Annotated in this window: 17 protein-coding genes; 12 read left to right on the forward strand and 5 right to left on the reverse strand. The window is 74.9% G+C overall.

Annotated features, from left to right (window positions below; all coding sequences use genetic code 11):
* Window positions 1-6 precede the first annotated feature (6 nt).
* Genes ACQEVZ_RS57810 through ACQEVZ_RS57820 form a run of 3 tightly spaced genes read left to right on the forward strand, consistent with a single transcriptional unit; the run spans window position 7 to window position 2,236 of the window.
* Window positions 7-504 carry a hypothetical protein gene (locus ACQEVZ_RS57810; protein ID WP_354903530.1) on the forward strand — a complete coding sequence of 166 codons (498 nt, stop codon included), beginning with the start codon at window positions 7-9 and terminating at the stop codon, window positions 502-504.
* Complete coding sequence (locus tag ACQEVZ_RS57815) at window positions 501-1,067, forward strand: TerD family protein (protein WP_344504621.1); 567 nt, start codon at window positions 501-503, stop codon at window positions 1,065-1,067. Before ACQEVZ_RS57810 ends, ACQEVZ_RS57815 begins: the two co-directional genes overlap by 4 nt.
* Window positions 1,064-2,236, forward strand: coding sequence for a hypothetical protein (locus ACQEVZ_RS57820; RefSeq protein ID WP_433385074.1), 1,173 nt, complete (start codon window positions 1,064-1,066; stop codon window positions 2,234-2,236). Before ACQEVZ_RS57815 ends, ACQEVZ_RS57820 begins: the two co-directional genes overlap by 4 nt.
* Here the strand turns inward: ACQEVZ_RS57820 and ACQEVZ_RS57825 are convergent.
* On the reverse strand, window positions 2,182-2,907 hold the full coding sequence (locus ACQEVZ_RS57825; RefSeq protein WP_433385077.1) for a CGNR zinc finger domain-containing protein: 726 nt from the start codon (window positions 2,905-2,907) through the stop codon (window positions 2,182-2,184). The two genes, ACQEVZ_RS57820 and ACQEVZ_RS57825, sit on opposite strands and share 55 nt — an antisense overlap.
* 79 nt (window positions 2,908-2,986) lie before the next feature.
* Between ACQEVZ_RS57825 and ACQEVZ_RS57830 the strand changes: the two genes are divergently transcribed.
* The gene (locus ACQEVZ_RS57830; protein ID WP_433385080.1) at window positions 2,987-4,594 is read left to right on the forward strand and encodes an aminotransferase class I/II-fold pyridoxal phosphate-dependent enzyme; all 1,608 of its coding nucleotides are present in this window, start codon (window positions 2,987-2,989) and stop codon (window positions 4,592-4,594) included.
* On the forward strand, window positions 4,566-5,426 hold the full coding sequence (locus tag ACQEVZ_RS57835; RefSeq protein WP_433385083.1) for an oxygenase MpaB family protein: 861 nt from the start codon (window positions 4,566-4,568) through the stop codon (window positions 5,424-5,426). Before ACQEVZ_RS57830 ends, ACQEVZ_RS57835 begins: the two co-directional genes overlap by 29 nt.
* Here ACQEVZ_RS57835 and ACQEVZ_RS57840 read toward each other — a convergent pair.
* The 3 genes from ACQEVZ_RS57840 to ACQEVZ_RS57850 form a co-directional block, all read right to left on the reverse strand.
* Window positions 5,368-6,015, reverse strand: a complete 648-nt coding sequence (locus ACQEVZ_RS57840; protein WP_354903523.1) for a hypothetical protein — start codon at window positions 6,013-6,015, stop codon at window positions 5,368-5,370. The two genes, ACQEVZ_RS57835 and ACQEVZ_RS57840, sit on opposite strands and share 59 nt — an antisense overlap.
* A gap of 16 nt (window positions 6,016-6,031) precedes the next feature.
* Window positions 6,032-7,294 (reverse strand): sugar efflux transporter, encoded by a 1,263-nt coding sequence (locus tag ACQEVZ_RS57845; RefSeq protein WP_433385086.1) that lies wholly within the window; start codon window positions 7,292-7,294, stop codon window positions 6,032-6,034.
* 137 nt (window positions 7,295-7,431) lie between these two features.
* The gene (locus tag ACQEVZ_RS57850) at window positions 7,432-8,640 is read right to left on the reverse strand and encodes an ROK family transcriptional regulator (protein ID WP_344504613.1); all 1,209 of its coding nucleotides are present in this window, start codon (window positions 8,638-8,640) and stop codon (window positions 7,432-7,434) included.
* A 314-nt stretch (window positions 8,641-8,954) separates the two neighbouring features.
* Between ACQEVZ_RS57850 and ACQEVZ_RS57855 the strand changes: the two genes are divergently transcribed.
* The 5 genes from ACQEVZ_RS57855 (at window position 8,955) to ACQEVZ_RS57875 (ending at window position 21,962) form a co-directional block, all read left to right on the forward strand.
* Entirely contained in the window at window positions 8,955-9,842 is an 888-nt protein-coding gene (locus ACQEVZ_RS57855; RefSeq protein WP_433385089.1) for a DUF4132 domain-containing protein, read from the forward strand.
* Between the two features lie 85 nt (window positions 9,843-9,927).
* A complete protein-coding gene (locus ACQEVZ_RS57860; protein ID WP_433385092.1) occupies window positions 9,928-14,724 on the forward strand; it encodes a hypothetical protein in 4,797 nt (1,598 codons plus the stop codon).
* Entirely contained in the window at window positions 14,721-15,911 is a 1,191-nt protein-coding gene (locus ACQEVZ_RS57865) for an ATP-binding protein (RefSeq protein ID WP_433385095.1), read from the forward strand. The genes ACQEVZ_RS57860 and ACQEVZ_RS57865 overlap by 4 nt, the downstream gene beginning before the upstream one ends.
* Window positions 15,895-19,974: a vWA domain-containing protein gene (locus tag ACQEVZ_RS57870; protein ID WP_433385098.1), complete on the forward strand. Its 4,080-nt coding sequence runs from the start codon at window positions 15,895-15,897 to the stop codon at window positions 19,972-19,974. Before ACQEVZ_RS57865 ends, ACQEVZ_RS57870 begins: the two co-directional genes overlap by 17 nt.
* Window positions 19,971-21,962: a hypothetical protein gene (locus ACQEVZ_RS57875; RefSeq protein WP_433385101.1), complete on the forward strand. Its 1,992-nt coding sequence runs from the start codon at window positions 19,971-19,973 to the stop codon at window positions 21,960-21,962. The genes ACQEVZ_RS57870 and ACQEVZ_RS57875 overlap by 4 nt, the downstream gene beginning before the upstream one ends.
* 91 nt (window positions 21,963-22,053) lie before the next feature.
* Here ACQEVZ_RS57875 and ACQEVZ_RS57880 read toward each other — a convergent pair whose 3' ends face one another.
* Window positions 22,054-22,305, reverse strand: coding sequence for a hypothetical protein (locus tag ACQEVZ_RS57880; protein WP_344504607.1), 252 nt, complete (start codon window positions 22,303-22,305; stop codon window positions 22,054-22,056).
* A 53-nt stretch (window positions 22,306-22,358) separates the two neighbouring features.
* Here ACQEVZ_RS57880 and ACQEVZ_RS57885 point away from each other — a divergent pair, with 53 nt between their 5' ends.
* Complete coding sequence (locus ACQEVZ_RS57885; RefSeq protein ID WP_344504606.1) at window positions 22,359-22,853, forward strand: SigE family RNA polymerase sigma factor; 495 nt, start codon at window positions 22,359-22,361, stop codon at window positions 22,851-22,853.
* Window positions 22,846-23,586, forward strand: a complete 741-nt coding sequence (locus ACQEVZ_RS57890; RefSeq protein ID WP_433385105.1) for a hypothetical protein — start codon at window positions 22,846-22,848, stop codon at window positions 23,584-23,586. Before ACQEVZ_RS57885 ends, ACQEVZ_RS57890 begins: the two co-directional genes overlap by 8 nt.
* The last annotated feature ends 20 nt before the right edge of the window (window positions 23,587-23,606 follow it).

Genomic DNA, 23,606 nt, shown 5'->3' on the forward strand with positions numbered 1-23,606 from the left:
CCCACCGTGCGCTGGCTACGTTGGTGGGGGGACGACGACGAGGCGCCGCCCCCTGCCGCCGCCCCCACCGCGGACCCCTCCGGGGACCCGGTCGGCGACACCACCCAGATCCTCAAGCGGATCACCGACGCCGAGCACTTCGTCAACCAGCAGGCGGCCAGGCTGCCGGCGGCCGCCGTGGTGCGGTCGCGCTGGCTCACCGACACGCTCCGGGAGATCCTGGACACGTCGGCGACCCGGCCGCTCGACATCCACGCGGTGCTGCTGGTCCGCAACACCGTCGAGGACTTCCTGCCGACCACCCTTCGCAGCTACCTGACCCTGGAGGCGTCGATGCGCGACCGGCCCGCCCCGGTGCCCGAGCTGCTCGCGCAGCTCGACCTGCTGCAGGAGGCCACGTCCAACATCCTGGTCGCCGTGCGCGCCCAGGACCGCGACGCGCTCACCACCCAGGGCAACTTCCTGCGCACCAAGTTCTCCGGCTCCGACCTGGACCTGCCATGACCAAGGAGATGAAGCGCGGCGCCAACGTCACCCTGACGCGTGAGATCCCCGACCTGCGCGGGGTGGTGCTGGGTGTGCAGTTCAGCGCGGGCCTCGAGCACGTCCTCACCGACAACATCGTGGTGGCCGCGATCCTGTGCCGGGGTGACGGGGACGCCGTCTCCGACCGGCACTTCGTGTACTTCAACCAGCTCTCCTCGCCGGACCTGTCGGTGCAGCAGCTGCGCGAGGTCGTCGGCGAGGACCACGACCAGATCGAGGTCGACCTGTCGGCCGCGCCGGCCGAGGTCACGCGGATCGTCATCGTCATGTACGTCAACGAGGGCAACGCGGTCCGCCGCACCCTCGGCCGGTTGAAGACCTGCGTCATCCGGGTCCTCAACCTCGACGGCAACGCGGAGCTGATCCGGTCGGAGAACCTCGCCCCCGCGCTGGACCTGGAGATGGGCCTGGCGCTCGGCGAGCTGTACCGGCACAGCGGCGGCTGGAAGTTCAAGGTCCTCGGCGACGGCTACGCCAACGGCGTCACCGCGCTCGCGGCCGACTACGGGATCCGGTTGTGACCGGCTCGGACGACTTGTCCTGGATCCGCCATCGCGCCGTTCCCGCCCGGACCGGCGCCACCGAAGACCTGTCCTGGATCCGCCACCGCCGCCTCCCCGCGACCGCCGCCCCGGCCGCCGCCTCGTCCGTGGACCTGGCCGCTCCCGCCCCGTCGGGCAGCACGTCCCTGGACCTCTCCGGACCGGCCACGCCTCCCCCGGCGACCGCCCGGGACGGCGGCAGCACCTCGCTGGACCTGTCCGGCCCCGCCGCGCCGCCGCAGTCCGGCAGCACGTCGCTGGACCTGTCCGGGCCGGCCGCACCGCCCGCGCCGCCCGGAAACACCTCGCTCGACCTGTCAGCGCCCGCCGCGCCGCCGCCCCCGCCGTCCGGCAGCACGTCGCTGGACCTGTCCGGGCCGACGCCGCCCCCGGCCGCGCAGTCCGGCGGCACCTCGCTCGACCTGTCCGGACCCACGCCGCCCCCGGCCGCGCGCTCCGGCAGCACCTCCCTCGACCTGTCCGGTGGCGGCGCGCCGCCGCCGTCCGTGCAGCACGGGGGGACGTCGCTCGACCTGTCCGGGCCAGCCGCGCCACGGACGCCCGTGCCGGCCGCTCCCCCGCCCGCAACGGCGTTCACCCCGCCGCGGACGAACCCGTCGGCGCCGACGGTGCTGGGGCCGCGGCATCCGTCGGTCATGCTGAGCCGGCTCCAGTCCGGGATCGGCGCGCTGACCTTCGAGGCCGCGTGGTCGCCGGACGAGGGGTTCGCGCTGGGCTGCGCGTTTCAGCTGGACTCAGGCACGTCGTCGGTCCTCAGGCCCGGCGAGACCTTCGGCCCGCTCACCATGGACCGCCGGGCCGGGCACCAGCGGCTCCGCCTGGACCTGCTGCACGGCCGGCACCTGCGGCGGCTCATCATCTTCGGCATCCCCACCGCCGACCCCGGCCCCTACTGGGCCGGCACCCTGCTGATCAGCACCCACGGCCACGCCCGCGTCGAGGTGCCGGTCCAGCCCCCGCCGCCGGGCCCGACGGTCCTGCTGTCCCTCTACAACGTCGACGGCGAGATCGTCCTGCGCGCCGAGGCCCAGACGGTGCCGGGCCGCACCCGGGACGCCTGCCTCGCCTTCGGCTACGACCGCATCGCCTGGCGCGACGCCGACACCGCCATCCCGCCGGCCGCCTGACCACCACCCGCGCCACCACCAACGCGATCAGCGCCACCCCGGGCGCCACCTGCGCCACCGTCGGCACCACCCGCGCCACCACCACCGCCACCGCCACCGCCACCGCCAGCGCCGTCGGCGCCGGTGGCCCGGCGGGCGCGGTACGAGGCCGCCTTGACCCTGTTGCCGCACTCCTCCATGCCGCACCAGGTGCGGTTGCCGGCCCTGGACCGGTCCACGAACAACCTCGTGCACTCGTCGAGGGCGCACTCCCGCACGGTGAGGGACCCGAGGGAGCCGAGCAGCTCGACCGCGGCGACCGCGACGGCGGCCCCGATCGACGTGCCCGCCGCCGACGGCGGCCCCGCCCGCCGGACCCCGCCCGCGGTGAGCGTCACCTGCGGCGGCGGCGCCGCCGCCGCGGCGTTCAGCGCGCGCAGGTCCGCCGGCGGCCACGGCTGTCCCGCCAGCCCCGCCACGGCGAGCCGGTAGACCGCCTCCCGCAGCTCCAGCAACCCCGCGAACTCCACAGTGGACAGTCGGGGTGCGGTGGACAGTACACCGGCCGCCACCGCCCATCGAGCCGCCTCGGCCGGCCCGGTGAGGAGCTCCTCCGGGGCGGCCGAGCGGCGCCACTTCAGCGTGCCGGCGAAGTCGAGCGCGAGGTCACCGCTGACGAACACGAACGTCACGTCACCACCTTGACAGGTGACGTGCCCCCGGCGCAAGGTTGGCGTCACCGGTCAAGCAGGTGACGCGAGAGGGACGGGCATGATCAGCGCCGAGGAGTACCTGTACTACACGGACCGCGCGCTGGACGGCATGGTCCGCATCGTCACGGAGCTTGGCGACGAGCGGGCGGGCCGGCGGCCGCTGCCCGGCGCCAACTCGCCGTTCGCGCTGCTGACGCACTGCCTGGGCGTGGTCGAGTTCTGGGCCGGGACGCTCGTCGCGGGCCGCCCGTCGCAGCGCGACCGCGACGCCGAGTTCACCGCGGAGGGCCGGGTCGAGGACCTCCTCCAGAGGGTCGAGGCGGTCCGCGGACAGTTCGCCGAGGACGTGCGCGCCGCCGCGCCGGGCGAGCCGATCCGCGGCACGCCACCCGCCGGGTTCCAGGGGCCGGACCGGGTCGGCACCCAGAGCGCCGCGCTCCAGCACGTCTTCGAGGAGCTCGCCCAGCACCACGGCCAGATGGAGATCCTGCGCGACTGCATCGCACCGCGACGCCCGGACGCCATCAGAGGCAGCGGCGTCAAGTGGGGCTCCACCGCGCCGGACACCATCGCCGCGTGGGTCGCCGACATGGACCTCGGCGTCGCCCCCGCGATCCGCGACGGCCTGCTGGACCTCGTGCACCGCGAGGACTTCGGCTACCCGTTCTGGCGCGGCGAGGACCCGGTCGTCACCGCGTTCGAGGACTGGATGCGGCAGCGGCACGGCTGGAGCCCGCGCCCCGGCCGGACCCGGGTCTTCACCGACGTCCTGCAGATCCTGCAGGTGATGGTCGAGCACACGACCGCGCCCGGCGACGGGGTGGCGATCCACGTCCCGGCGTATCCGCCGTTCCTCGCCAGCATCCAGCGGGCCGGGCGGCGGATCGTGCCGCTGCCGATGCTCGACGACGGCGCGCGGTGGACGTTCGACACCGGGCGGCTCGCCGAACGGCTCGCCGGCTGCCGGCTGCTGGTGCTCGTCAACCCGCACAACCCGACCGGCCGGGTGTTCGACCGGGCCGAGCTGGCGGCCGTCGCGGCGGTGGCGGAGCGCCTGGATCTCGTCGTGCTCACCGACGAGATCCACGCCGACCTGGCGTACGAGCCGCACCGCCACACCCCGTTCGCGTCGCTGAGCGAGGAGACCGCCGCCCGCACGGTGACCGCGACGTCGGCGACGAAGGCGTTCAACCTGGCCGCGCTGCGGCTCGCCGTCGCGCACGTCGGCCCGCCGGCGGTGTGGCGGTCGCTCGACGCGCAGCCGATCGACCTCTACGGCACGCCCGGCATCGCGGGCAGGGTCGCGACGGTCGCGGCGTGGCGGGAGTCGTACACCTGGCTGAACCGCACCAGGGAGCTGCTGCGGCGCAACCGTGACACCGTCGCCGCCCGCCTCCCGCACCGCGCGCCCGAGGCCACCTATCTGAGCTGGATCCCCTGGGGCGGCACCGATCCGGCCGGGCACCTGGAGCGGGCCGCGAAGGTCAGGCTGAGCCCGGGCGCGGACTTCTCCGCGGGCACGGCCGTGGACACCGCCGGGTTCGTCCGGCTCAACTTCGCCACCGGGCCCGGCGTGCTCGCCGAGATGCTGGACCGGCTCGAACCCGCCGCGGCGGAGTCTCCTAGACTGCTCGACCATGCGGGGGATCAGGAGAGGTCGATATGACAACCTGCGGCGCATCGAAGGCAGCGACCCGGAGGCCGACTACCTGCTGATCCACCAGCTCACGCTCCGCGAGGAGTTCCCCTGGGACATGCGGATGGCGTTCAACCTGGCGTTCAACCGGTCGTTCGCCCTCCCCCGCGTCGCCGCGGAGCTCGTGCGGACCGGGCGGGTCCTGACCGAGCCGCGCCGGCGCGCCGACGACACCGGCATCATCATGTACGAGATCCTCATGCACGGCTTCGAGCACCCCCGCGGCCGGCTGGCGCTGCGGCTGCTCAACGAGGCGCACCGGCAGGTCCCCGCCGGCAACGACGACAGCGTCTACGTCCTGGCCGCGCTGGTGGTCGTCCCGATGCGGTGGCTTCGGCGGTACGGCTGGCGCGCCCCCGCCGGGCAGGAGCGCGAGGCGGCCGCCCGGTACTACCGCGAGGTCGGACTGCGGATGGGGATCCGCGACATCCCGGCCGGCTACGCCGCGTTCGAGGCGTGGTTCGACGCGTACGAGGCGGCCCACCTGCGGCACACCCCGGAGGCGGAGCGGATCGAGCGCGTCACCCGGGAGCTGCTGCGCGGCCGGATCCCGAAGCCGTTGCGGGGGGTGGCGGACGCGTTGATCGCGAGCCTCTACGATCCGCCGTTGCGCCGCGCGTACGCGGTGCCGGACCCGCCGGCGTGGGCGCGGATCGGGCTGCACGCGGTGCTGCGGTCGCGGGCGCTGCTGCTGCTGCGGCTGGCGGGACCGCGCACGACGCCGCTCTTCGCGGACGGGATCGTCACGAAGTCCTACCCCGACGGCTACGACCTGGCGAAGCTGGGCCGACCGTCGTCGTGACCGTCGTCGTCACTCTGGCCAGCGAAGGCGTCCTGGGCGTGGAGCCGAAGCCGAAGCGCACCGGTGGGTCGACGGCCGTCAAAGGGCCCAGGTCGGCGCCGTCCCAGGTGGCGGTGGCGGCGACGATGCGGTGGAGGTCCTGGACGCCGTACCACTCGTGCCGGTCGTTGCCGGCGCTGCCGTGGGTCCGCACGCCCGGCTGGAGCAGGCGCGCGGGGCGGTCGATCGCGGCGACCCAGCGCGGGTGCCGGGCGAGGGCCGGCGGGACGCAGCGCAGGAGCGTGCCGAGCCACCCGCGTCCCCCGGTCGTGAACCGGAGGGTGAGCGGTCCGGCGTCGGCGGCCCAGGTCGTACCGACGCGGAGAACGGCGACGGGAACGACCTGGACGTCGTCGAACCGGTAGGTTCCGGCGACGAACGCGGCGAGGTCCGCGGTGCCGGCCAGCAGGACCCGGTGACCGTCGGGGCGCTCCACCATGACGTCGCTGACCGGGCCGAACGGGGAGCGGGGCCAGTGCCCCAGGACGAGCCGGGTGCCACCGCCAGTGCCGACGCCGGCGATCCAGCCGTCGAACCGCATGGTGGTCATTACTTCAAGTGTGCCGTCAGGCGTCAGGATTTCGGTGCGCTGTCAGGTTTGCGGTGCGGGGTCGGTCTGCGGTGTGGTCGGTTTGCGGTGTGCGGTCGGTCTGCGGTTTGCGGTGGGCGGTCAGGAGCAGCACGGCGCCGGTGAGGCAGAGGGTCGCGGCGGCGGCGTAGGCGTAGCGGTAGCCGAAGTGCTGGGCGAGGCCGAACAGCGGGCCGACGAGGATCGCGGCGATCGGGTAGGCGTTGCCGGCGAGGGTCGCGGCGCGGCCGGGCTCACCGGGCAGCATCTCCTGCACGTACGAGATGCCGAGGCCCTGCACGGCGGCGATGAAGCTGGCGTTGACCAGCTGGGCGGCGGCGACCTGCCAGGTGTGCACGGACGCCGTGACGAGCACGTAGTAGAGCACGCCGAGGCCGGCGCCGATGACGACCAGGCGGCGCAGCGGCCACCTCGTCGACAGCGCGCCGAACCCGAGCATCAGCGGGATCTCCAGCGCCGCGCACAGCCCGAGGACGAGGCCGGCGTCGCGCACCGAGCCGCGCAGGTCGTGGCTGAGGAACAGCGGCAGCGCCTGGACCCCGAGCACGCCGGCGGCCTGCACCAGGGTGAGCGCGGCGACGACCTGCAGCACCCTGGACGGCGCGTGCTCCGGCGCCTCGCGTTGCGGTTTCGGCGTCGGTACGACGTCGCCCAGCACGAACACGGCGACGAGGACGGCGGCGGCGTACATGGTGGCCGCGCTCAGGTACAGGACGCGGAAGCCGCCGAGCTCGACGAGGAACGCGGCGGCGGGCGGGCCGGCGACCCACGCGATCGAGAACAGCATCCGCAGCGTGCTGATCGTCATCGCGGCACGGGTGGAGCCGCGCTGCTCCAGAGCCTCCCGGGCGTAGGCGAACGCCTGCGGGAAGAGCGAGCCGCTGATCGCGGTCACCGTCACCGTCAGCGCGAGCAGCACCCAGTAGTCGCGGGCGAACGCGGTGGCGGTGGCGCTGACCCCGCCGGCGGCGGCCGCGACGGCGAGGACCTGCCGCCGCACGGCCTTCCTGTCCGAGAGGCGGCCGATGACCGTCGAGGACACGATCATCGACACCGGGCCGGCGACGAGGAAGGCTGCGACGTGCACCGGGTCGGCCTTGACGGCGGTGCTGAGGAACAGCGACACGAACGGGCCGACGATCGACGTGGACAGGCCCACGAACAGGAACATCACGCCGAGCGGCACCAGGACCTTGGGGGCCTTGCTGACAGGGGCGTCGGCCAGTGTGCTCGTTACCACGAGCTTGGACGTTACCGCTAAAGAAGGTTTCCGGAGGCGGCTTCGTGCTTTGGATCACTTGCCTTCAAGTGCGACGGTTTCCTGCTTGACGGCGCGGCGTTGTCGGCTTTCGTCAGCCGCGTCGGGCTTGTCGGACTTCAGAGGGCGGGTGCTGCCGCGGCGAAGGGGACGGTGTCGACGCCCAGGGCGAGCGCGACCCCGCCGAGGGCGGCGGCGCGCAACGACAGCGCACTCTGGGCGACCTCGACCGACGCCGCGGCGGCCGTGAACGCGGTCTCGGCCAGGCCGCGCTGGAGCGGCTCGCGCAGGATGTCGGTCGCCGCGCCGAGCTCGTCGCCGAGCAGGACCCGCTGCGGGTTGATGAGGTTGACGAGGTTGCCCAGCGCGTACCCGAGCTGGGTGCCGGCGTCGGCGAGGAGCCTGCGGCAGCCGGGGTCGCCGGCCTGCGCGAGCGCGATGAGCCCGGCGAGGTCGGTCAGCTCCGGGTGCGACAGCCGGGCGTGGCTGAGCAGCGCCCGCCCGCCGACGGACAGCTCGACGCAGCCGCGGTTGCCGCACCGGCAGACCGGCCCGCGAGCGTCGAGGGTCACGTGGCCGAGCTCCCCCGCCGTCCCGGCGGCGCCCCGGTAGAGCCGGCCGTCCAGCACGATGCCCGCGCCGATGCCGGTGGCGAGCTTGACGTAGACGAGGTCCGCGCAGCCGCGGCCGGCGCCCCACACGTATTCGCCGAGCGCGGCGAGGTTGGCGTCGTTGTCCACCCGTACCGGCAGAGAAAGGCGATCGGTGAGCTCGTCGGCGGGCAGCACGTCCGCCCATCCCGGCAGCATGCCGGGGGACCCTATGCGCCAGTCGCGGGTGATCGGCGCCGGCACCCCGAGCCCAACGCCCACCACGTCGGCCCTGGTGGCGCCGATGCCGTCGAGAGCCGCGTCGACGAGCGTGGTGCCGAGGTCGAGCGCCTCGCGGGGGCGGTCGTCGATGTCGAAGTCGGTGCGGGACTGCCGCTCGGTGAGCACGGCGTGGCCGAGGTCGGCGAGCGCGACCCGGACGTGCCGGCGGCCGACGTCGACGCCGACTGCGATCCCCGCCCGGCGGGTCAGCCGCACCACGGAGGCCGGCCTGCCGCCGACGGGTTTGGCCGCGGCGCCCACCTGCTCGCTGACGAGGTCGGCGCCGCCGAGGTCGGCGAGGGCCGAGGAGACCGTCGGGCGGGACAGGCCGCTGAGGTGGACGAGCTCCGCGCGGGTGCGTGGCCCGTACAGGCGCAGCGTCTCGGCCACCCTCCGGCCGGCGCCGCCGGTGTCGGGGTGCCAGAGGGTGTGAGGGTCGATGCGCTGGGCCACCACGGCGGAATCCTCATCGGACTCGCGTGTTCTGTCAAGGACTTACTGAAACTATCGCCCCAAACCGGTATGCAGCTTCGGTATTTGTCAGCTCTTGACAGAACTTGTTCGGTCGGTGACTCCCGGCGAAATCTACACGCTTTTCGTTCGTCCACTGTGGACCCTTGCGGGGAACTTTCAGGTATCTATCCGGACATCCCGGTCATACCCGGTCACCGGCCGGTCCCACGGACGCAAAAAATGTCGCACCCGGTGACTAACGTGCCGGGGGTCAAGATGACGCAGGGACATTCGGACCCCGATGAGGCAGGGATCGCATGACGTGGCTGACCGCCGGCGGTGGCTATGAGGTCACCCTCGATGGCGGGCGCATAGCGTGCCGCAATGCCAAGGGCAAGCTGCTCAAATCCGTTCCGCCGGCGCTGAAGGACGACGCCGTGGTGTTCGGGCTCAAGCAGCTGCAGGAGTGGCTCGGCCGGCACGAGGCGCAGGTGCGCGAGCAGGTCGACCGGTGGATGGTCCGGTCACTGCCTGTGCCCGCCGGGGTGCTGGCGCGGGTCTGGGCCGACGAGGTGTGGCGGGCCGCGCTGACCGACCTCGTCGTCGCCGTCCTCGACGACGACGGCGCCTTCGACCCCGACGAGGTCGGCTTCCTGCGCGACGCGTCCGGGGATGGCGGCGGCACGATCGGCATCGTCAACCTCGACGGTGAGACGGTGCGTCTGCCCGCGACGCGGGTCGCGATCCCCCACCCGGTGACCCTCGCCGACCTCGACGACCTGCGCGAGTTCGCCGCCGACCTGGGCGTGAAGCAGTCGGTCGACCAGCTGTTCCGCCAGACGTGGCAGCGCGGCGCCGACGTCGAGCCGACCGCGACCCGGGTCTCCGACTATGCCGGCGGGAAGTTCGCCGAGCTGCGGCACCTGACGGCGCGGTCCTCCTCGCTGGGCTATCCGGTGAAGGGCGGCTCCGCGATCTGCCGCGTGTTCGAGGGCGGGCGCACGGTGGAGGCGCGCAGCTGGGTCGGCTCCGACGACCCCTACTACGAGACCGAGACCGGCGACCTGGTGTTCGTCCGGGAGGACGGCTCGTCGGTGCCGCTCGGTGAGGTCGGGCCGGTCGCCTGGTCCGAGGGCATGCGCATGGCCGCGGCGCTGTATGCGGGCCGGGTCGTCGAGGAGACCAAGGAAGAGGAGCAGGCATGAGCGGGCCGGAGCGCAGCGGAGGAGCCGCGAATCATGGACGCAGTGTTGGGTCAGGCCGGCGCCGGAGCGAAGCGGAGGTGACGGCATGACCGACGAGGCTCTGCTGGATGCCGGCGCGGTGCTGCCCTCCGCGGCGGGCGCGGCGCAGGACACGATCGACACACTGACCACCCGCGCCTACCGGCACCCCGTGCTCGGCGACCGGACCGTGGTGCGGCTGGTCCCGGGCACGCTCGGCGCGGCCGAGGACCTGACCATGGAGTTCCTCGGGTTCGCCGCGCCCGAGTCCGTCGCCGAGGTCGGCGTCGTGCGCCAGCAGGCGCTCGGGTTCCCCGCGTGGGCGCTCGTCAACGACCCTGCCAACGGGCACCACGCCCTGGCCCTCGTGAAGGACATCGAGCGGCTCGTGCGGATCGCGAAGTCGCGGATCGGCCCGGCCCGCGACGGCTTCGTCGAGCTCGGCGACCGTCTCGCCCGCTCGGTGCCGCACTTCCTGCCGACGTTCTACGAGGAGGCCGCGCGGGCGTTCCTCGCCGCCGACAGCCCCACCTATGCGGCGTCGATGTTCGGCAAGGCCCGCGACGCCGAGCGGGCGTTCGCCCTGAAGATCGACGAGGACCGGCAGCACACGGTCTTCCTGGAGTTCGCGCTCGCCGGCGCGCTGACCGCGAAGGCCCTGTCGGCCTATGCCCGCGACCTCGCGGCGCGCGCCGACGCGGCGACGGCGTATGAGCGCTTCCGCCGCCTGTGCGTGGAGCGGACCCTCGGCGGGATGCCGCCCTATGCGTCGATGCACACCGACCTGCGGCGCCTCGCGAAGGCGGCGAAGCTCGGCCAGGACGAGGAGGAGGCGCTGCTGCGGATCCTGCTCACCGCCACGTCGATCGTCCGCGCGCCCGGCGGCTTCTGGACGGCGTACCGTGCGACGCTCGTCTCCGTCGCCCGGCAGGATCCGGCGGTCCGCGGCCAGCTGCTGACGATGTTCCCCGGCAACTGCCCCGACGAGACCTGGCTGGAGATCCTTGACGAGTCCGGCGCGACCGAGGCGCTCACCGGCCCCGCCGGCAGCGTGCCGGCCGAGGCCGAGCCCGCCGACGGTCCGGCCGGCTGGCTGACCCGGCTCGACCGGCACCGCTCCGGCTGGCGCCGCAAGCGGCTGGCGGCGCAGGCCGCGCTCGTGACCCGGATGGCGGAGCGGCTCAAGGCCGACGGCGCCCCGGTCGACCTGCTCTCCTCGCACTATGTCGACCTCGACGTCGCCGACCTGTGCCTCGAGCTCGGGGTGCCGCTCGGCGAGGTCACCGCCAACGCCCGCTGTGCCGTGGAGCAGTGGCTCAAGGACGACGCCGCGGGCCGCCGCGACCTCACCCACGTCGTCGCGCACCCCGACCTGCTGCCGAAGGTCGCGGCCAGCATCGAGGACCACCTGCGCCCGAGCTGGCGCAGCAGCACCACGCAGCCCGAGGAGGTCGCGGCGGTCGTGGCCGTGCCGGGGCTGCGCACCGCACTGCACTGGTGGATGGACGGGCTCGCCGACAGCGTCGTCGAGCAGGGCCTGCCCGGCATCGACGACCAGCTCAAGCGGCTCTCGCTGGTCGCCTGCCCGGAAGGTCTCGCGGTCAACCCGGAGGCGGTGCGCCGCATCACCGAGCACGACCTCGGCCCCGTCCTCGCCGCCACGCTGCGCGCCGGGGTCTTCGACGAGTTCGGCTGGCCCGCTCTGGAGGCCGCCGTCGAGTCGCTGATCGGCGACAGCGCGATCGAGTCCGACGACGACACGTATGACGCGAAGGTGCGCCTGCTGCGCCAGTGGCCGCAGCTGGTGGTCCGCGCCGGCGACCAGATCGCCGTCGTCGGCCCCGACGGCGTCGAGCTGGAGCACACGCTGCGCATCCCCGCCGACCAGCGGCACTACGACTGGAGCACGGTCCTGCGCTTCGTCGACGGCCAGCTGCTGGTCAGCTGGGACAAGGGCGAGGAGCGCGCCGGCTACTGGAGCGGCACCGCCGACGACGTGTTCACCACGCCCGACGAGGCGTTCAACGCCAACACGTACCTGTCGCTCGCCCTGCCCGGCGGCGGCCGCACCGCCGGTGGCCGGCCGTTGCGCGTCGGCGACCGGTCCGCGCAGGAGCGGTCGGGGATCTGCGGCGACGGCCAGCACTACTGGACGCTCGCCCAGGTCGCCGACGAGAGCTGGCGCTGGCACGAGTTCGACCCGGCCACCGGCGCCGTCGGCCGGCAGTCGCTGCCGGCGTTCTTCGAGGCCGACGCCGTCGACGGCCAGTCCCTCCAGCACGGCCGGTCCCGGCTGATGCCGGCGCCGCCGCAGGCCGCGTCCAGCCCGCTCGGGCAGCGCGACGGCCTCGTCGGCTGGCGCGTGCGCACCACCGGGACCGGCACGGAGGTCGGCACGGGCGTCGACGGCCGCACGTTCACGCTGCCCGAGAAGTTCGAGCGGGGCAACCGGCGGCACGGCCGGCAGGTCGGCGCGATCCGGTTCCCGGGCTCCGACACCGTCTACGGCATGGTGTACCAGGAGTCGTGGCGGGACAACAGGATCGTGCTCTGCGACCAGGACGGCGCGGAGATCGCCACCCTGAAGACCAACCTGAAGCAGGACCCGTTCCGGGAGGGCACCCGCCTGATGCCCCCGCCGACCTACTGGCACTACCTGCGGGTCCGCGACGAGGCCGGCTCGGCGGCGCTGCGGGCCGTCACCGACGAGCAGGCGGCGCGGCTCCTCGCCGCCGTCGTCGACCTCGTCGGCCCCGACGCGAAGGTCGACGCCGACGCGGCGCGCAAGCTCGCCGGCGAGGCCTTCCCAGAGGTGGCCGCGGCGCAGCTCGTCGCCGGCATCGCCGGGATCGTCAAGCAGGCGGCCCGCTCCACGGCACGGCTCGTCGAGCTGACGACCGCGACCGCGGCGATCGCCGGCCAGCCGGTGCAGGAGGACCCCGATGCCCACCTGCCCGACGACCGCACGCTCAACGCGGCGCTGTATGGCCTGATCCCCAGCTGCTACGACTACAGCCACGTCGCGGCCAACCTGTACAGCAACGTCGGCGCCGTGCTCGTCGGCCGGGAGCCGCAGCGGCCGATCGCACCGATCGCGCAGCAGGCCGACCTCGACTGGTTCTACGTCGTCGGGGCGCTGCCCGCCGTCCTGTACCGCGCCGTGGCGCCGCTGATCTCCGCCGAGCGCCACACCCACCTGCTCGGCCTGTTCGACGTGATCGCCGAGTCGGGGCTGCTCGCACCCGGCGGGCGGCTGCGGCGGCTCTGGCTGAAGGCCGACGACCACGCCGCGATACCGAAGGTCGGCGACGTCATCGACTCCGGCGACCGGCGGCTGGTCGTGCTGCGCACCGACACCTCCGACGGTGAGGTCCAGGCGGTCGAGTACTCCCCCGGCGGACGGTTCGGCGCGGTCGCCGGCCACGCCATCACCGCCGAGCACGTGCTCGACCCGGGCGGGTGGGACACCGAGCGGCTCACCGCGTTCGTCGCGACGGCCCGGGAGCGCGGCCGGCTGCCGTGGCGTCCCGAGCTCGTCCCGGCGGTGTCCGCGGCGGCCGGCATCACCCTCGCCGACGCGGCGGTCCTGCTCGCCGACCCGATCTCGGCCAAGTACTGGCAGGAGGACCAGCCGGCCGAGTGGGAGATCGACCCGGCCCTGACCGACGACGCGATGGAGGGTGCCGTCAGCGACCGCGACGCCCTCTCCCGCGCCGAGCGCCGCACGCTCGCCATGGCGATGCTGCCCTCGGACCCGTCCCTGCTGTGGGCCGAGGGGCCGTCGGTCGAGTCGATCGGCGCGTGGCACGTGGCGCGGCACGGCACCCGGACCCCGCTCGACGACGCGCTCATCGTCGAGGTGCGCAAGGCCCGGATCACCTCCGGCGTCCGCGCGTCGGCGTTCGTGCACGGGCTCGCCAACCCCGAGACGTGCCGCTGGCTGCAGGGCGCCGCCGACGAGGTCAGCCTCGACGACCTGCTCAAGGCCGTCACCCGCAGCATCCCGTGGCTGGTGCGGCGGCTCCCCGCCGGGCACGCCCTGCGCGTCAACCTGCCCCGGGTGCTCGACCTCGTCAAGCAACGCCTCGCCGACCCGGCCCTGGAGGTGCCGCTCGGCACCGTCTACGAGGACGACCTGACCGAGTTCATCGCCAAGATCGGGCTGCCGGTCACCACCGACGGCACGGTCCGCGACGCCGGCCTCTACACGATCGTCCAGGACCGGCACTGGCCGCGGATCCTGCTGCGGCCGGCGCGGCTCGCCGGCCCCGACGACCCGCGGCTGGCGGCGCTGCTCGCCGAGCTCGGCAGCTCGCCGCGTTTCATCGTCGCGATGCGCGCGATCCTCAAGGGGCAGCTCGACGCGTGGGCCACGGCGGCGGTGTCGACCGTCACCGAAGGCGCCGAGGCGGACCACGACCCGTCCCGCTCCGCGCCCGACCTGGTCGCCGAGGTCGCCGCGAAGCACGGGCTCGGCGCCGACGCGGCCACGCTCTACCTGCAGCTGCTCGCCCTGCCCGACCCGACCGACCGCAACGTCGCGGCCTGGACGGGCTGGAAGCCGGCCCGCCTGAAGAGGGCCCGCGCCGAGCTCGCCGCGACCGACCTGGTCGTGGAGGCCAAGCGGGCGCGGGCCGGGCGGTCGCTGTTCCTGCCGGGCGGCTGGGTCGCGCTGTCCAGCCCGCACCTGCCGTTCGAGCTGTGGAAGCTGCCGCTGTTCATCCGCGACGGCGACGACGTCACCGGCCTGGGCGCGATCATCCCCGTCGCCCCGGCGCCGGACCTGTTCACCGTCGCCTGGTCCAGGGTCACCGGCGGCGACCACCCCCGCTTCGAAGAACTCACCACGAGAGGGCGTCGATGAGCACCACGTTGGAGACCGGGGCCCCCACGGGGCTCGGTGCAGGTCCCGCCCGGCAGGTCGACCCGGCCGAGCACGCGCACGCGGGCGAGCTGGCGTTCCTGGCGGCACACGACGACGGCGCCCGGCCGCCCGGCTGGCGGCTGACGCCGCGGGCCGTGGTCACGTTCATCGTCGGCAGCGACGGCAAGGAGCTCACGCTGCCCAAGGGCGCCCGCGGCGACGGGCTGCCCGCGAAGCTGGCGATCGCCCGGAAGTTCGTCGGTGACCGGGCGCTCGTCGAGCGCTGCGTCGTCACCCTCGCCGGCGAGCGCGGGCTGCTGCTCGTCGGCGAGCCCGGCACTGCCAAGTCGATGCTGTCGGAGCTGCTGTCCGCGGCGGTCTGCGGCACCAGCGAGCTGGTCGTGCAGGGCACCGCGGGCACCACCGAGGACCAGCTCCGCTACGGGTGGAACTACGCGCTCCTACTCGCCGGCGGCCCCACCCCCGAGGCGCTCGTGCCGTCACCGATCCTCACCGCGATGCGGGCCGGCGCCGTCGCCCGCGTCGAGGAGATCACCCGCTGCCTGCCCGAGGTCCAGGACGCGATGGTGTCGATCCTGTCGGACCGGCGGATCGCGGTGCCCGAGCTGTCCGGCACCGCCGGGGCCACCATCCACGCCGCGCCGGGCTTCACCCTCATCGCGACCGCGAACCTCCGCGACCGCGGCGTGTCGGAGATGTCCGCCGCGCTCAAGCGCCGCTTCAACTTCGAGACGGTCGGCCCGATCCCCGACCTGGCCGCGGAGACCGCGCTCGTCGGCCGCCAGGCGAGGGCCGCCCTCGACCGGGTGCGCACGCCGTTCGCCGTCGACGAGGCGGTCCTCGAGGCGCTGGTCACCGCGTTCCGCGACCTGCGGGCCGGGCGGTCGGTGGAGGGCTGGGAGGTCGAGCGCCCCTCCACCGTCATGAGCACCGCCGAGGCGGTCGCCGTCGCCACGTCCCTGGGCCTCGCCGCCGCCTACTTCCCGGGCGACCGCGACGTCCTGTCCCTGCTCCCCGCCCACCTGCAGGGCGTCGTGTGCAAGGACGACCCGGCCGACGGCGCGAAGCTCCTCGGGTACTGGGACGGCGCCGTCCGCCGCCGCGCCGAGGAGGGGTCCCGGCTGTGGACCCAGCTCTGGGAGCTCCGCGATGTCCTCCAGTCCTGACCGTCTTCCCGACGACGGCCTCCCGGGCAGCGGCGCGCTTCCGGACGGCGGCGGGCTTCCGGGCGAGGGCGTCGCGGCCGGGCTTCCGGAGCACGGGCTTTCGGACGGGGCGCCGGACGGGGCGTTGCGGGCGCTCGCCGAGTCGACGGCGCCGTACCTCATCGGGGTGCGGCACCACTCGCCGGCGCTGTCCGCCGTGATGGACGACCTCCTGGACGTGGCCCGGCCGGAGGTGCTGCTGCTGGAGCTGCCGGCGGAGTTCGCGGACTGGCTGCCGTGGCTGGCCGACCCGGCCACCACGGCGCCGGTCGCCCTGGCCGGGGTCGCGGGGCCGAGCGGGTCGGCGGCGTTCTACCCGTTCGCGGACTTCTCGCCGGAGCTGGTCGCGGTGCGCTGGGCGGCCCGCAACGGCGTCGAGGTCATCCCCTGCGACCTGCCCCTCGCCGACCGCGCCTGGCACGAGGACCTCCCGGGCAACGACCCTGCCCCCGAGGTCCCCGGTCTGGACGCTCCCGCCTCGGACGGCCCACCTCCGCCCGAGTCCGCTCCACCTGCGACAGCTCCAAACGGGACGGCTCCAGGCGGGGCGACCCTCGACGGGGCTGCTCCGGACGGAGCGACTGCGGACGGGGCGACCATCGATGGGGTGGCTCCGAGCAGGGCTGCTGCGGGTGGACGGCCGGTGGTCGCCGCTGTCGCGCCCGAAGGGATGCGGTTCCTCGGGGATGCCCTTCGGCGGGCCGCGACGGGGCGGCCTGACGAGGACATGTGGGACCGGGTCGTCGAGGCCCGGTCCCCCGGCGCGGCGCCCGAGGCGGTGCGGCGTGCCGCACTGCTCGTCGGGTGGGCGATGCGGCACGACACCGGCAGCGACGTGACGCCGCTCGACCTGCGGCGGGAAGCGTGGATGCGCCGGCACCTCGTGGCGCTCGAAGGACGTCGGGTCGCCGCGGTGGTCGGGTCGTTCCACGCATGGGCGCTGCTCGACGTCGACAAGTCCGTCGACGACCCGGGCCACAGCCGGACCCTCGACGGCTCGGTCCCGTCCCGGACCGCCCACATCGACGGCTCGGACACGCCTCGGGCCGTCCCCGACGCCACTCCACGGAGCGCTTCCGTGGAGGCGCCCGGCGTCGATGCGGTTCCTCGCGCGCGGCGGGTGGGCAAGGGCCGTGAGGTCGTCACGTCGCTGGTGCCGTACGCGTTCTCGTTGCTGGACGCCAGATCCGGCTATCCGGCCGGGATCCGGGACCCTCGGTGGCAGCAGGCGGTCGTCGCGGCGGGCGGGCGGCCCGAGGCGGTGGAGCACGCGGCGTTGAGTGCGATCGTCGAGGTCTGCGCCAGGGTACGGGCGGCGGGGCACCCGAGCGGGCCGGCGGAGGCGCGGGAGGCGTTCCGGCTCGCGACGGACCTCGCGCGGCTGCGGGCGCTGCCGGCGCCGGGCCGGGGCGAGATCGTCGAGGCGCTGCAGAGCGTCATCGCGCACGGGGAGGTGCTCGGGCGGGGACGGGTCGTCGCGACGGCGATGGAGCAGGTGCTCGTCGGCGACGAGCGGGGTGTGCTCGCGCCCGGGACGCCGAGGTCGGGGCTGCGGCCGGCGGTGGAGGCGCTCGTCAAGGAGCTCCGGCTGCCGGTCGCGGGTGAGAAGGCGCGGGACATGCGGCTCGACTCGCTGCGGTCCGACCTCGACCGGCGGCGGGAGGTGACGCTGCGGCAGCTCGAGGTGTGCCGGGTGCCGTACGGGGAACGGGTCGCCGTCGAAGGGGCCGGCGGCGCCGACGCGCTGACGACCCGGTGGACGGTGCAGTGGGTGCCCGGGACCGAGGCGATGCTGGAGCTCGCCGGCATGCGGGGCGTCACCCTCACGCAGGCGGCCGAGGGCACGCTGCGGCACCGGCGCCGCACCGAGCAGGACGACAACGGGCCCACGTCGGCGCAGCTGATCGACGGGCTGGCGGTCGCGGCCGGGTGCGGGCTGGTCGCGCTCGCGCGGGAGCGGGTGGCGGAGGTCGCGGCGGAGGTCCCGGCCGCGGCGAGCCTGGACGAGCTGATGGCGGCGCTCGCGCTCGTCGACCGGCTCGACCGGGGGCACGTCCCGGGCCTGCCCGCCGGCGTGCTCGACGGGCTCGGGCAGGTGATCGAGTCGCTGGAGTCCGCCGCGGTACGCCAGGTCGACGGCCTCACCGGCTCGGAGTCCGTCGACGACGTGCGGGCACTCGTGGCGCTGGCCCAGCGGGCCGACGCGGCCGGGGTCGGGCTGCGGCTCGCCGGCGCGGTCGAGCGGCTCGTCGCTGACGGCAGCCCGGTCATGTCGGCGGCGGCGGGTGCGGTACAGGTGATGCTCGGCCTCGAGGAGCCGCCGGCGCTGGGGGTCCGGCTGGCCTCGTGGGTCGACGCCGCTCGTGCCGACGAAGGCCGCCGCAAGCTGCTCGGGCATCTCCGCGGGCTGCTCACCGCGGCCGAGCCGCTGCTGCAAGCGGGTGAGGAGATCCTCGGCGGGCTGCTCGACCGGGTGGAGACCCTGCCCGACGACGACTTCCTGTCCCGGCTGCCGGCGTTGCGCGGCGGCTTCCAGGCGGTCAGCCCCGCGGGGCGGGACCGGCTCCTGGCCGTCGTCGAGCGGCGCCTCGGCGACGCGGGGTCGGCCCGCGACATCGGCGACGCGTCCGCCGAGGATCTGCTGGTACGGCTGCTCGCCGACCGGGCCGGAGCGGCAGCGCTCGCCGCGTACGGGCTGACGGTCCCCACCGCGGCGCCGGCCTCGGAGCCCGCGAAGTCCGGCAGCACCGAACCGGCGCAGGACACGGAGCCCCCGAAGTCCGACACGGGGCGGCCCGAGGAGACGGGCAGCCTCGAAACGGGGCAGCTTGAGACGGCCGGCGGCGCCGAGACGGGGCAGGGCACGGAGCCCACGGACCCGGGCAGCGTCGAGACGGGGCAGGCCGCGGAGCACAGCGGGCGCACGCTGTCCACAGTGGACCGGTGGCGGTTGCTGCTCGGGCGGCGGTCGGAGGCGCTCGGGCCCGGGGCCGCGCGGTACGCCACCGCGCTCGACGAGCTCTACGGTGCCGGTACCGGCGAAGGGGCGCGGGCCGATGCCGCTGGGCGGGCGGGGCGGGAGGCGCCGTTCCCCGGTGTGCGGGAGTGGGCGGAGGAGCTGACGGCGTTGTTCGGGCCGGGCATCCGTGAGGAGGTCCTCGCCCGTGCCGCGGAGTCCGGGCGGCGGGAGGCGGCGCTGCTGCTCGACCCCGACGCGGTGACGCCGTCGGTCGAGCTGCTGCAGACCGTGCTGTCGCTGGTCGGCGCGATGCCCGAGTCGTCGGTGGCGCGGCTGCGGCCGCTGGTCGCGCGGATCGTCGAGGAGCTCACGCGCCAGCTGGCGACGCGGCTGCGGCCGGCGCTGGCGGGGATCACGACGCCGCGGCCGACCCGCCGGCCGGGCGGGCCGCTCGACCTGCCACGGACCCTGCGGGCCAACCTGGCCACGACCCGTCGCGACGAGGACGGCCGGGTGCAGGTCATCCCGGAGCGGCCGGTGTTCCGCACCAAGGCGCGCCGCGGCGTCGACTGGCGGCTCGTCCTCGTGGTCGACGTGTCCGGGTCGATGGAGGCGTCGGTCATCTGGTCGGCGCTGACCGGGGCGATCCTCGCCGGGGTTCCGGCGTTGACGACGCACTTCGTGGCGTTCTCGACCGAGGTCGTCGACCTCACGGACCGGGTCACCGACCCGTTGGGGCTGCTGCTCGAGGTCAAGGTCGGCGGCGGCACCCACATCGCGGCCGGGCTGCGGCACGCGCGGTCCCTGGTGACCGTGCCGTCGCGCACGCTGGTCGTGGTCGTCAGCGACTTCGAGGAGGGGTACCCGCTCGGCGGGCTGCTCGCGGAGACGCGTTCGCTGGTCGAGTCGGGGGCGACCGTGCTGGGTTGCGCGAGCCTCGACGACGCGGGCCGGCCCCGGTACTCGGTGTCGGTGGCGTCGCAGCTGGTCGCGTGCGGCATGCCGGTCGCCGCGTTGAGCCCCCTGGAGCTGGCCCGCTGGGTCGGGGAGAAGGTGCGCGCATGACCACGGCGAGCGGCGGGCTGCCGCCGGTGGCGGAGGCGGTGCTGGTGGCGGCGGTCGACGCGCTGCCGGCCAGGCTGCGCAAGAAGGTCGACGAGGCGGTGACCCGCTTCGCGGCGCTTCCGGTGACCGAGGCGGACGGAACGTTCGTCGTCGCCGTCGACGACTCGACCGCCGTCACCCTGGTCACCGACGGCGGGGTCGTCCGGTCGGCGGAAGGGGCGACGTGCAGCTGCCTGCTCGCCCCCAACTGCCTGCACCGGGCGGCCGTGCTGGCGCTGGCTCCCGCCCACGTGGAAGGAGATCCGGCCCCGGCCGGCGAAGCGGCGCCCGACGCCGACGCGGCACAGCCCGTCGCGGCGCAGGCGGTCGCGGGGCAGGCTGACGCAGAACAGCCCGTCGCGGGGCAGACGGTCTCGGGGCGGGCCGACGCAGAACAGGCCGTCGCGGGGCAGGCCGTCGCGGGGCAGGCCGTCGCGGCGCAGGCGGGGGTCGTGCCGGAGGTGGAGGAGCCGGGCGAGGCGTTGACGGTGCAGCAGCGGGCTGCGGTCGAGCACCTGTGGCGGGCCGCCGTCGACGTGCTCGCCGCCGGGCTCACCGGGTCGGGGACGGTCGCGCGGACGGCGTTGCTGCGGGCGGCGCACGAGGGGCAGGCGTGCAAGGTGTACCGGCCGGCGGCCGCCGCGCGGGTCGTCGCCACGATGCTCCAGGCGGCGCGGACCGGCGACCCCGACTTCCGGCTCGGTGACCTGACGGCCGCGTTGCAGGAGCTGATCGGGGTCCTGCAACGCCTGCGGTCGGAGGGCGCACCGTCGGGAGGGCTGCTCGGGGCGGCCCGGCGCGCGTACGACCTGCAGGGCAGCCTCAGGTTGCACGGGCTGTGCACGACGGCGGTGCTCGCCGACTCGGGGTATGCGGGGGTCGTGACGTACGTCGTGGACCGCGACGGCGGGCTCTGGATGATCGCCGACCTGATGCCCGGCGACGCCAAACGGGCCGCCAAGGCGGGCAACGCGACCGTCGCGCTCGGGGAGACCGCGCTGAGCCACCGGGCGCTGACCCGGGCGGGGCTCGTGGTGTCAGGGGCGACGGCGTCGGCGACCAGGCAGCTGGGTGCGGGCAGGTCGGTGCGGGCGGTGACGGCGACCGGGTGCGGCTGGCACGAGGAGCCCCTCGCGGGGCTGTGGGCGGTGCCGCTCGCCGAGCAGGTGCACCGCGCGTTCGCGGCGCTCGGCCAGCCGGTGACGGACCGCCGGGCCGGCGACGACCTGGTGTTCCTGACGGTCCGCGTCGAGGGCACCGACGGCGACGCCGTGCACGCCACGACCACGGGCGGCACGGCGGCCTCCGGCGGCGCAGCGACCTCCGACGGCACGGCGTTGACGCTGCGGGTCGCGGACGACTCGCCGGCGCTCGGGTACCGCGACAACCTGCGGCTGCTCGGCCGCGCCGCCGGCCTCGAGCTGCTCGTGGTGGCGCGGCCCGACCCGTCGCGGCCGGGGACGGTGCTGCCGCTCGCGGTCGCCCCGGTCGACGGCACCGGCTGGAACCTGCCCGCGGGCCAGGGCGGGCACGTGGACCTGGCGTTCGACCGGCTCCACAGCAGTCACCTTCCCCAGTCCCACCCGCTGCTTCCGGAGGCGGGCGCCGGTCGTACACCTGCCGCGAACACCAACAGTGATCCCGTGCTCCGGCTGTTGGCCGCGCAGGTGGAGCGGACGGTGTCGGGCGGGCGGACCGTGCACACGTTCGCGGCGGGGCGGGGACCGTCCGACGCGACGAGGCTGCGGCGGGCCAGGTTCGACGCCGGGGCGGCGCTGCTCGACCGGTTGACGGAGGCGGCGTGCACCCGGCCCCGGGACGCGTTCGGCCGGCTGTCGGGCGACGACGGCAGCGCGTTCGCCCAGGCGTGGCTGGCGACGGCGGTCTACACCGACGCCGCGACCCGCGCCGTCGCCGAGGCGACCTGGTTACCGGCCGGCACCGGCTAGCGGCGTTGCCGGGCGGCACCGGTCAGCCGCGTTGCCGGGCGGCACCGGTCAGCCGCGTTGCCGGTCGGCGGCCGGTAGCCGCGGTGACGGCTCAGCGCACGACATCGGTCACGGCGGCGATCCACGCGAGCGCGTCCTGTTCGGCAGCGAACGAACGGCGCGTCGCGTAGACCGTCGCCGTGTCGCCGACCGTGACCACGAAGGTGACCGCCCAGGTCTCCTGGTCGCGGCGGAGCATGCGGGCCTTCGTGTCGAGGTGCACGGGCGCGACCAGGGTCGCGTGGTCGAGGTTGAGATACGTGGCCTGCGACGTCGCCATCTCCACGACCGGGACGAGCCTCATCACCGCACTGTAGGCGATGCAACCTTCCCGCAGGCCCGGCCGTGTTCACTGGCATGAGCAGCGACGCCCGGCAGGCGTACGACGACTTCTACCGCGGGACCTCGCGCCGCACGATGCGCTACGCGTTCGGCCTGACGGGTGACCTCGGCGACGCCCAGGACCTGACCCAGGAGGCGTACGTGCGCGCCTGGCAGCGGTGGCACCGCCTGCGCGAGTACGACTCGGCGGAGGCCTGGCTGCGCTCGGTGATCTACCGGCTGGCCACGGACCGGTGGCGGCGGCTGGCGGTGCGGCGGCTGTTCGCGGCGAAGGTGCCACCGGCCGGGGTGGCGCCGGCGCCGAGCGAGGACACGCTGCTCGTCGTCGCGATGCTGCGGGAGCTGCCGCCGGCGCAGCGGCGGGCGCTGGTCCTGCACTACCTGCTGGACCGGCCGGTGGACGAGATCGCGGCGGAGACCGGGGTGCCGGTCGGGACGGTCAAGTCGTGGCTGTCCCGGGGGCGCTCCGCCCTTGCCCTGACCGTGGAGAGTGGTGAGCGCGATGCATGACCAGATCATCGACCGGCTGGCGGCGCTCGGTGCGGACGCCGACCGGGTGGTCCTCGCCGACCCGGCGGACCTTCGCCGCGCCGGTACCCGCCGCAACCGCAGGCGACTCGCCGCGGTGACCCTTGCCGTCCTCGCGGTGCTCGGCGGCACCGCCGTCGCGCTTCGGCCGGCGGGCCAGGCGCCGCCGCCGACCCCGGCCGGCTCCCGGACGGCGGTCCCGAGGGAGCCGTGCGAGATCCACCTCGCCGGCTGCTTCCCGCCGGAGGTGAGCGTCTACGCCGAGCGGCTGCCCGCGCCGTGCCCCGACACGCGGCACCCCAGCGAGGCGAAGCTGATCGGCCGCAGCAGCGGGCTGCAGGTGTTCACGTTGTACGTCCCGCCGCCGCCCACGACCACCCGGGCCGGTGTGACGGAGTCGGCCTACCGCCCCGGCGGGGCGGGCGAGTACCTTGCCGAGGTCCGGACGATGCTGGCCCGCTGCCCGTCGGTCGAGCGCGCCGGCCCCGGCTCCGCGCCGTTGACGCTGCGGTACCGGCTGGTCTCGACCGGCGAGCTCGGCGGCGACGAGTCGGTGCTGCTGAGCCGCACGTACCAGACGGGCCTCGGCGAGCAGACGTTCCTCATCGCGCTGGTCCGGCGCGGCGACACGGTCCTGGCGGTCATGGACTACGGCTGGCAGGGCGCCCCGGCGTCGCGGTCCGACCTCGACCGTTTCCTGAGCGAGCGCAATTAGCAGGGGGTGCCGCCGGACCG

The organism is Dactylosporangium sp. CA-152071 (assembly GCF_050936335.1).
In the GTDB taxonomy this organism is placed as follows: domain Bacteria; phylum Actinomycetota; class Actinomycetes; order Mycobacteriales; family Micromonosporaceae; genus Dactylosporangium; species Dactylosporangium maewongense.

Excerpts from the sequence above, each read along its gene's own strand:
- ACQEVZ_RS57830 (WP_433385080.1), top strand. The coding sequence starts at position 2,987 with ATGATCAGCGCCGAGGAGTACCTGTACTACACGGACCGCGCGCTGGAC.
- ACQEVZ_RS57885 (WP_344504606.1), top strand. The coding sequence starts at position 22,359 with ATGAGCAGCGACGCCCGGCAGGCGTACGACGACTTCTACCGCGGGACC.
- ACQEVZ_RS57835 (WP_433385083.1), top strand. The coding sequence starts at position 4,566 with ATGCGGGGGATCAGGAGAGGTCGATATGACAACCTGCGGCGCATCGAA.
- ACQEVZ_RS57880 (WP_344504607.1), bottom strand. The coding sequence starts at position 22,305 with ATGAGGCTCGTCCCGGTCGTGGAGATGGCGACGTCGCAGGCCACGTAT.
- ACQEVZ_RS57815 (WP_344504621.1), top strand. The coding sequence starts at position 501 with ATGACCAAGGAGATGAAGCGCGGCGCCAACGTCACCCTGACGCGTGAG.
- ACQEVZ_RS57875 (WP_433385101.1), top strand. The coding sequence starts at position 19,971 with ATGACCACGGCGAGCGGCGGGCTGCCGCCGGTGGCGGAGGCGGTGCTG.
- ACQEVZ_RS57840 (WP_354903523.1), bottom strand. The coding sequence starts at position 6,015 with ATGACCACCATGCGGTTCGACGGCTGGATCGCCGGCGTCGGCACTGGC.
- ACQEVZ_RS57870 (WP_433385098.1), top strand. The coding sequence starts at position 15,895 with ATGTCCTCCAGTCCTGACCGTCTTCCCGACGACGGCCTCCCGGGCAGC.
- ACQEVZ_RS57890 (WP_433385105.1), top strand. The coding sequence starts at position 22,846 with ATGCATGACCAGATCATCGACCGGCTGGCGGCGCTCGGTGCGGACGCC.
- ACQEVZ_RS57855 (WP_433385089.1), top strand. The coding sequence starts at position 8,955 with ATGACGTGGCTGACCGCCGGCGGTGGCTATGAGGTCACCCTCGATGGC.
- ACQEVZ_RS57860 (WP_433385092.1), top strand. The coding sequence starts at position 9,928 with ATGACCGACGAGGCTCTGCTGGATGCCGGCGCGGTGCTGCCCTCCGCG.
- ACQEVZ_RS57865 (WP_433385095.1), top strand. The coding sequence starts at position 14,721 with ATGAGCACCACGTTGGAGACCGGGGCCCCCACGGGGCTCGGTGCAGGT.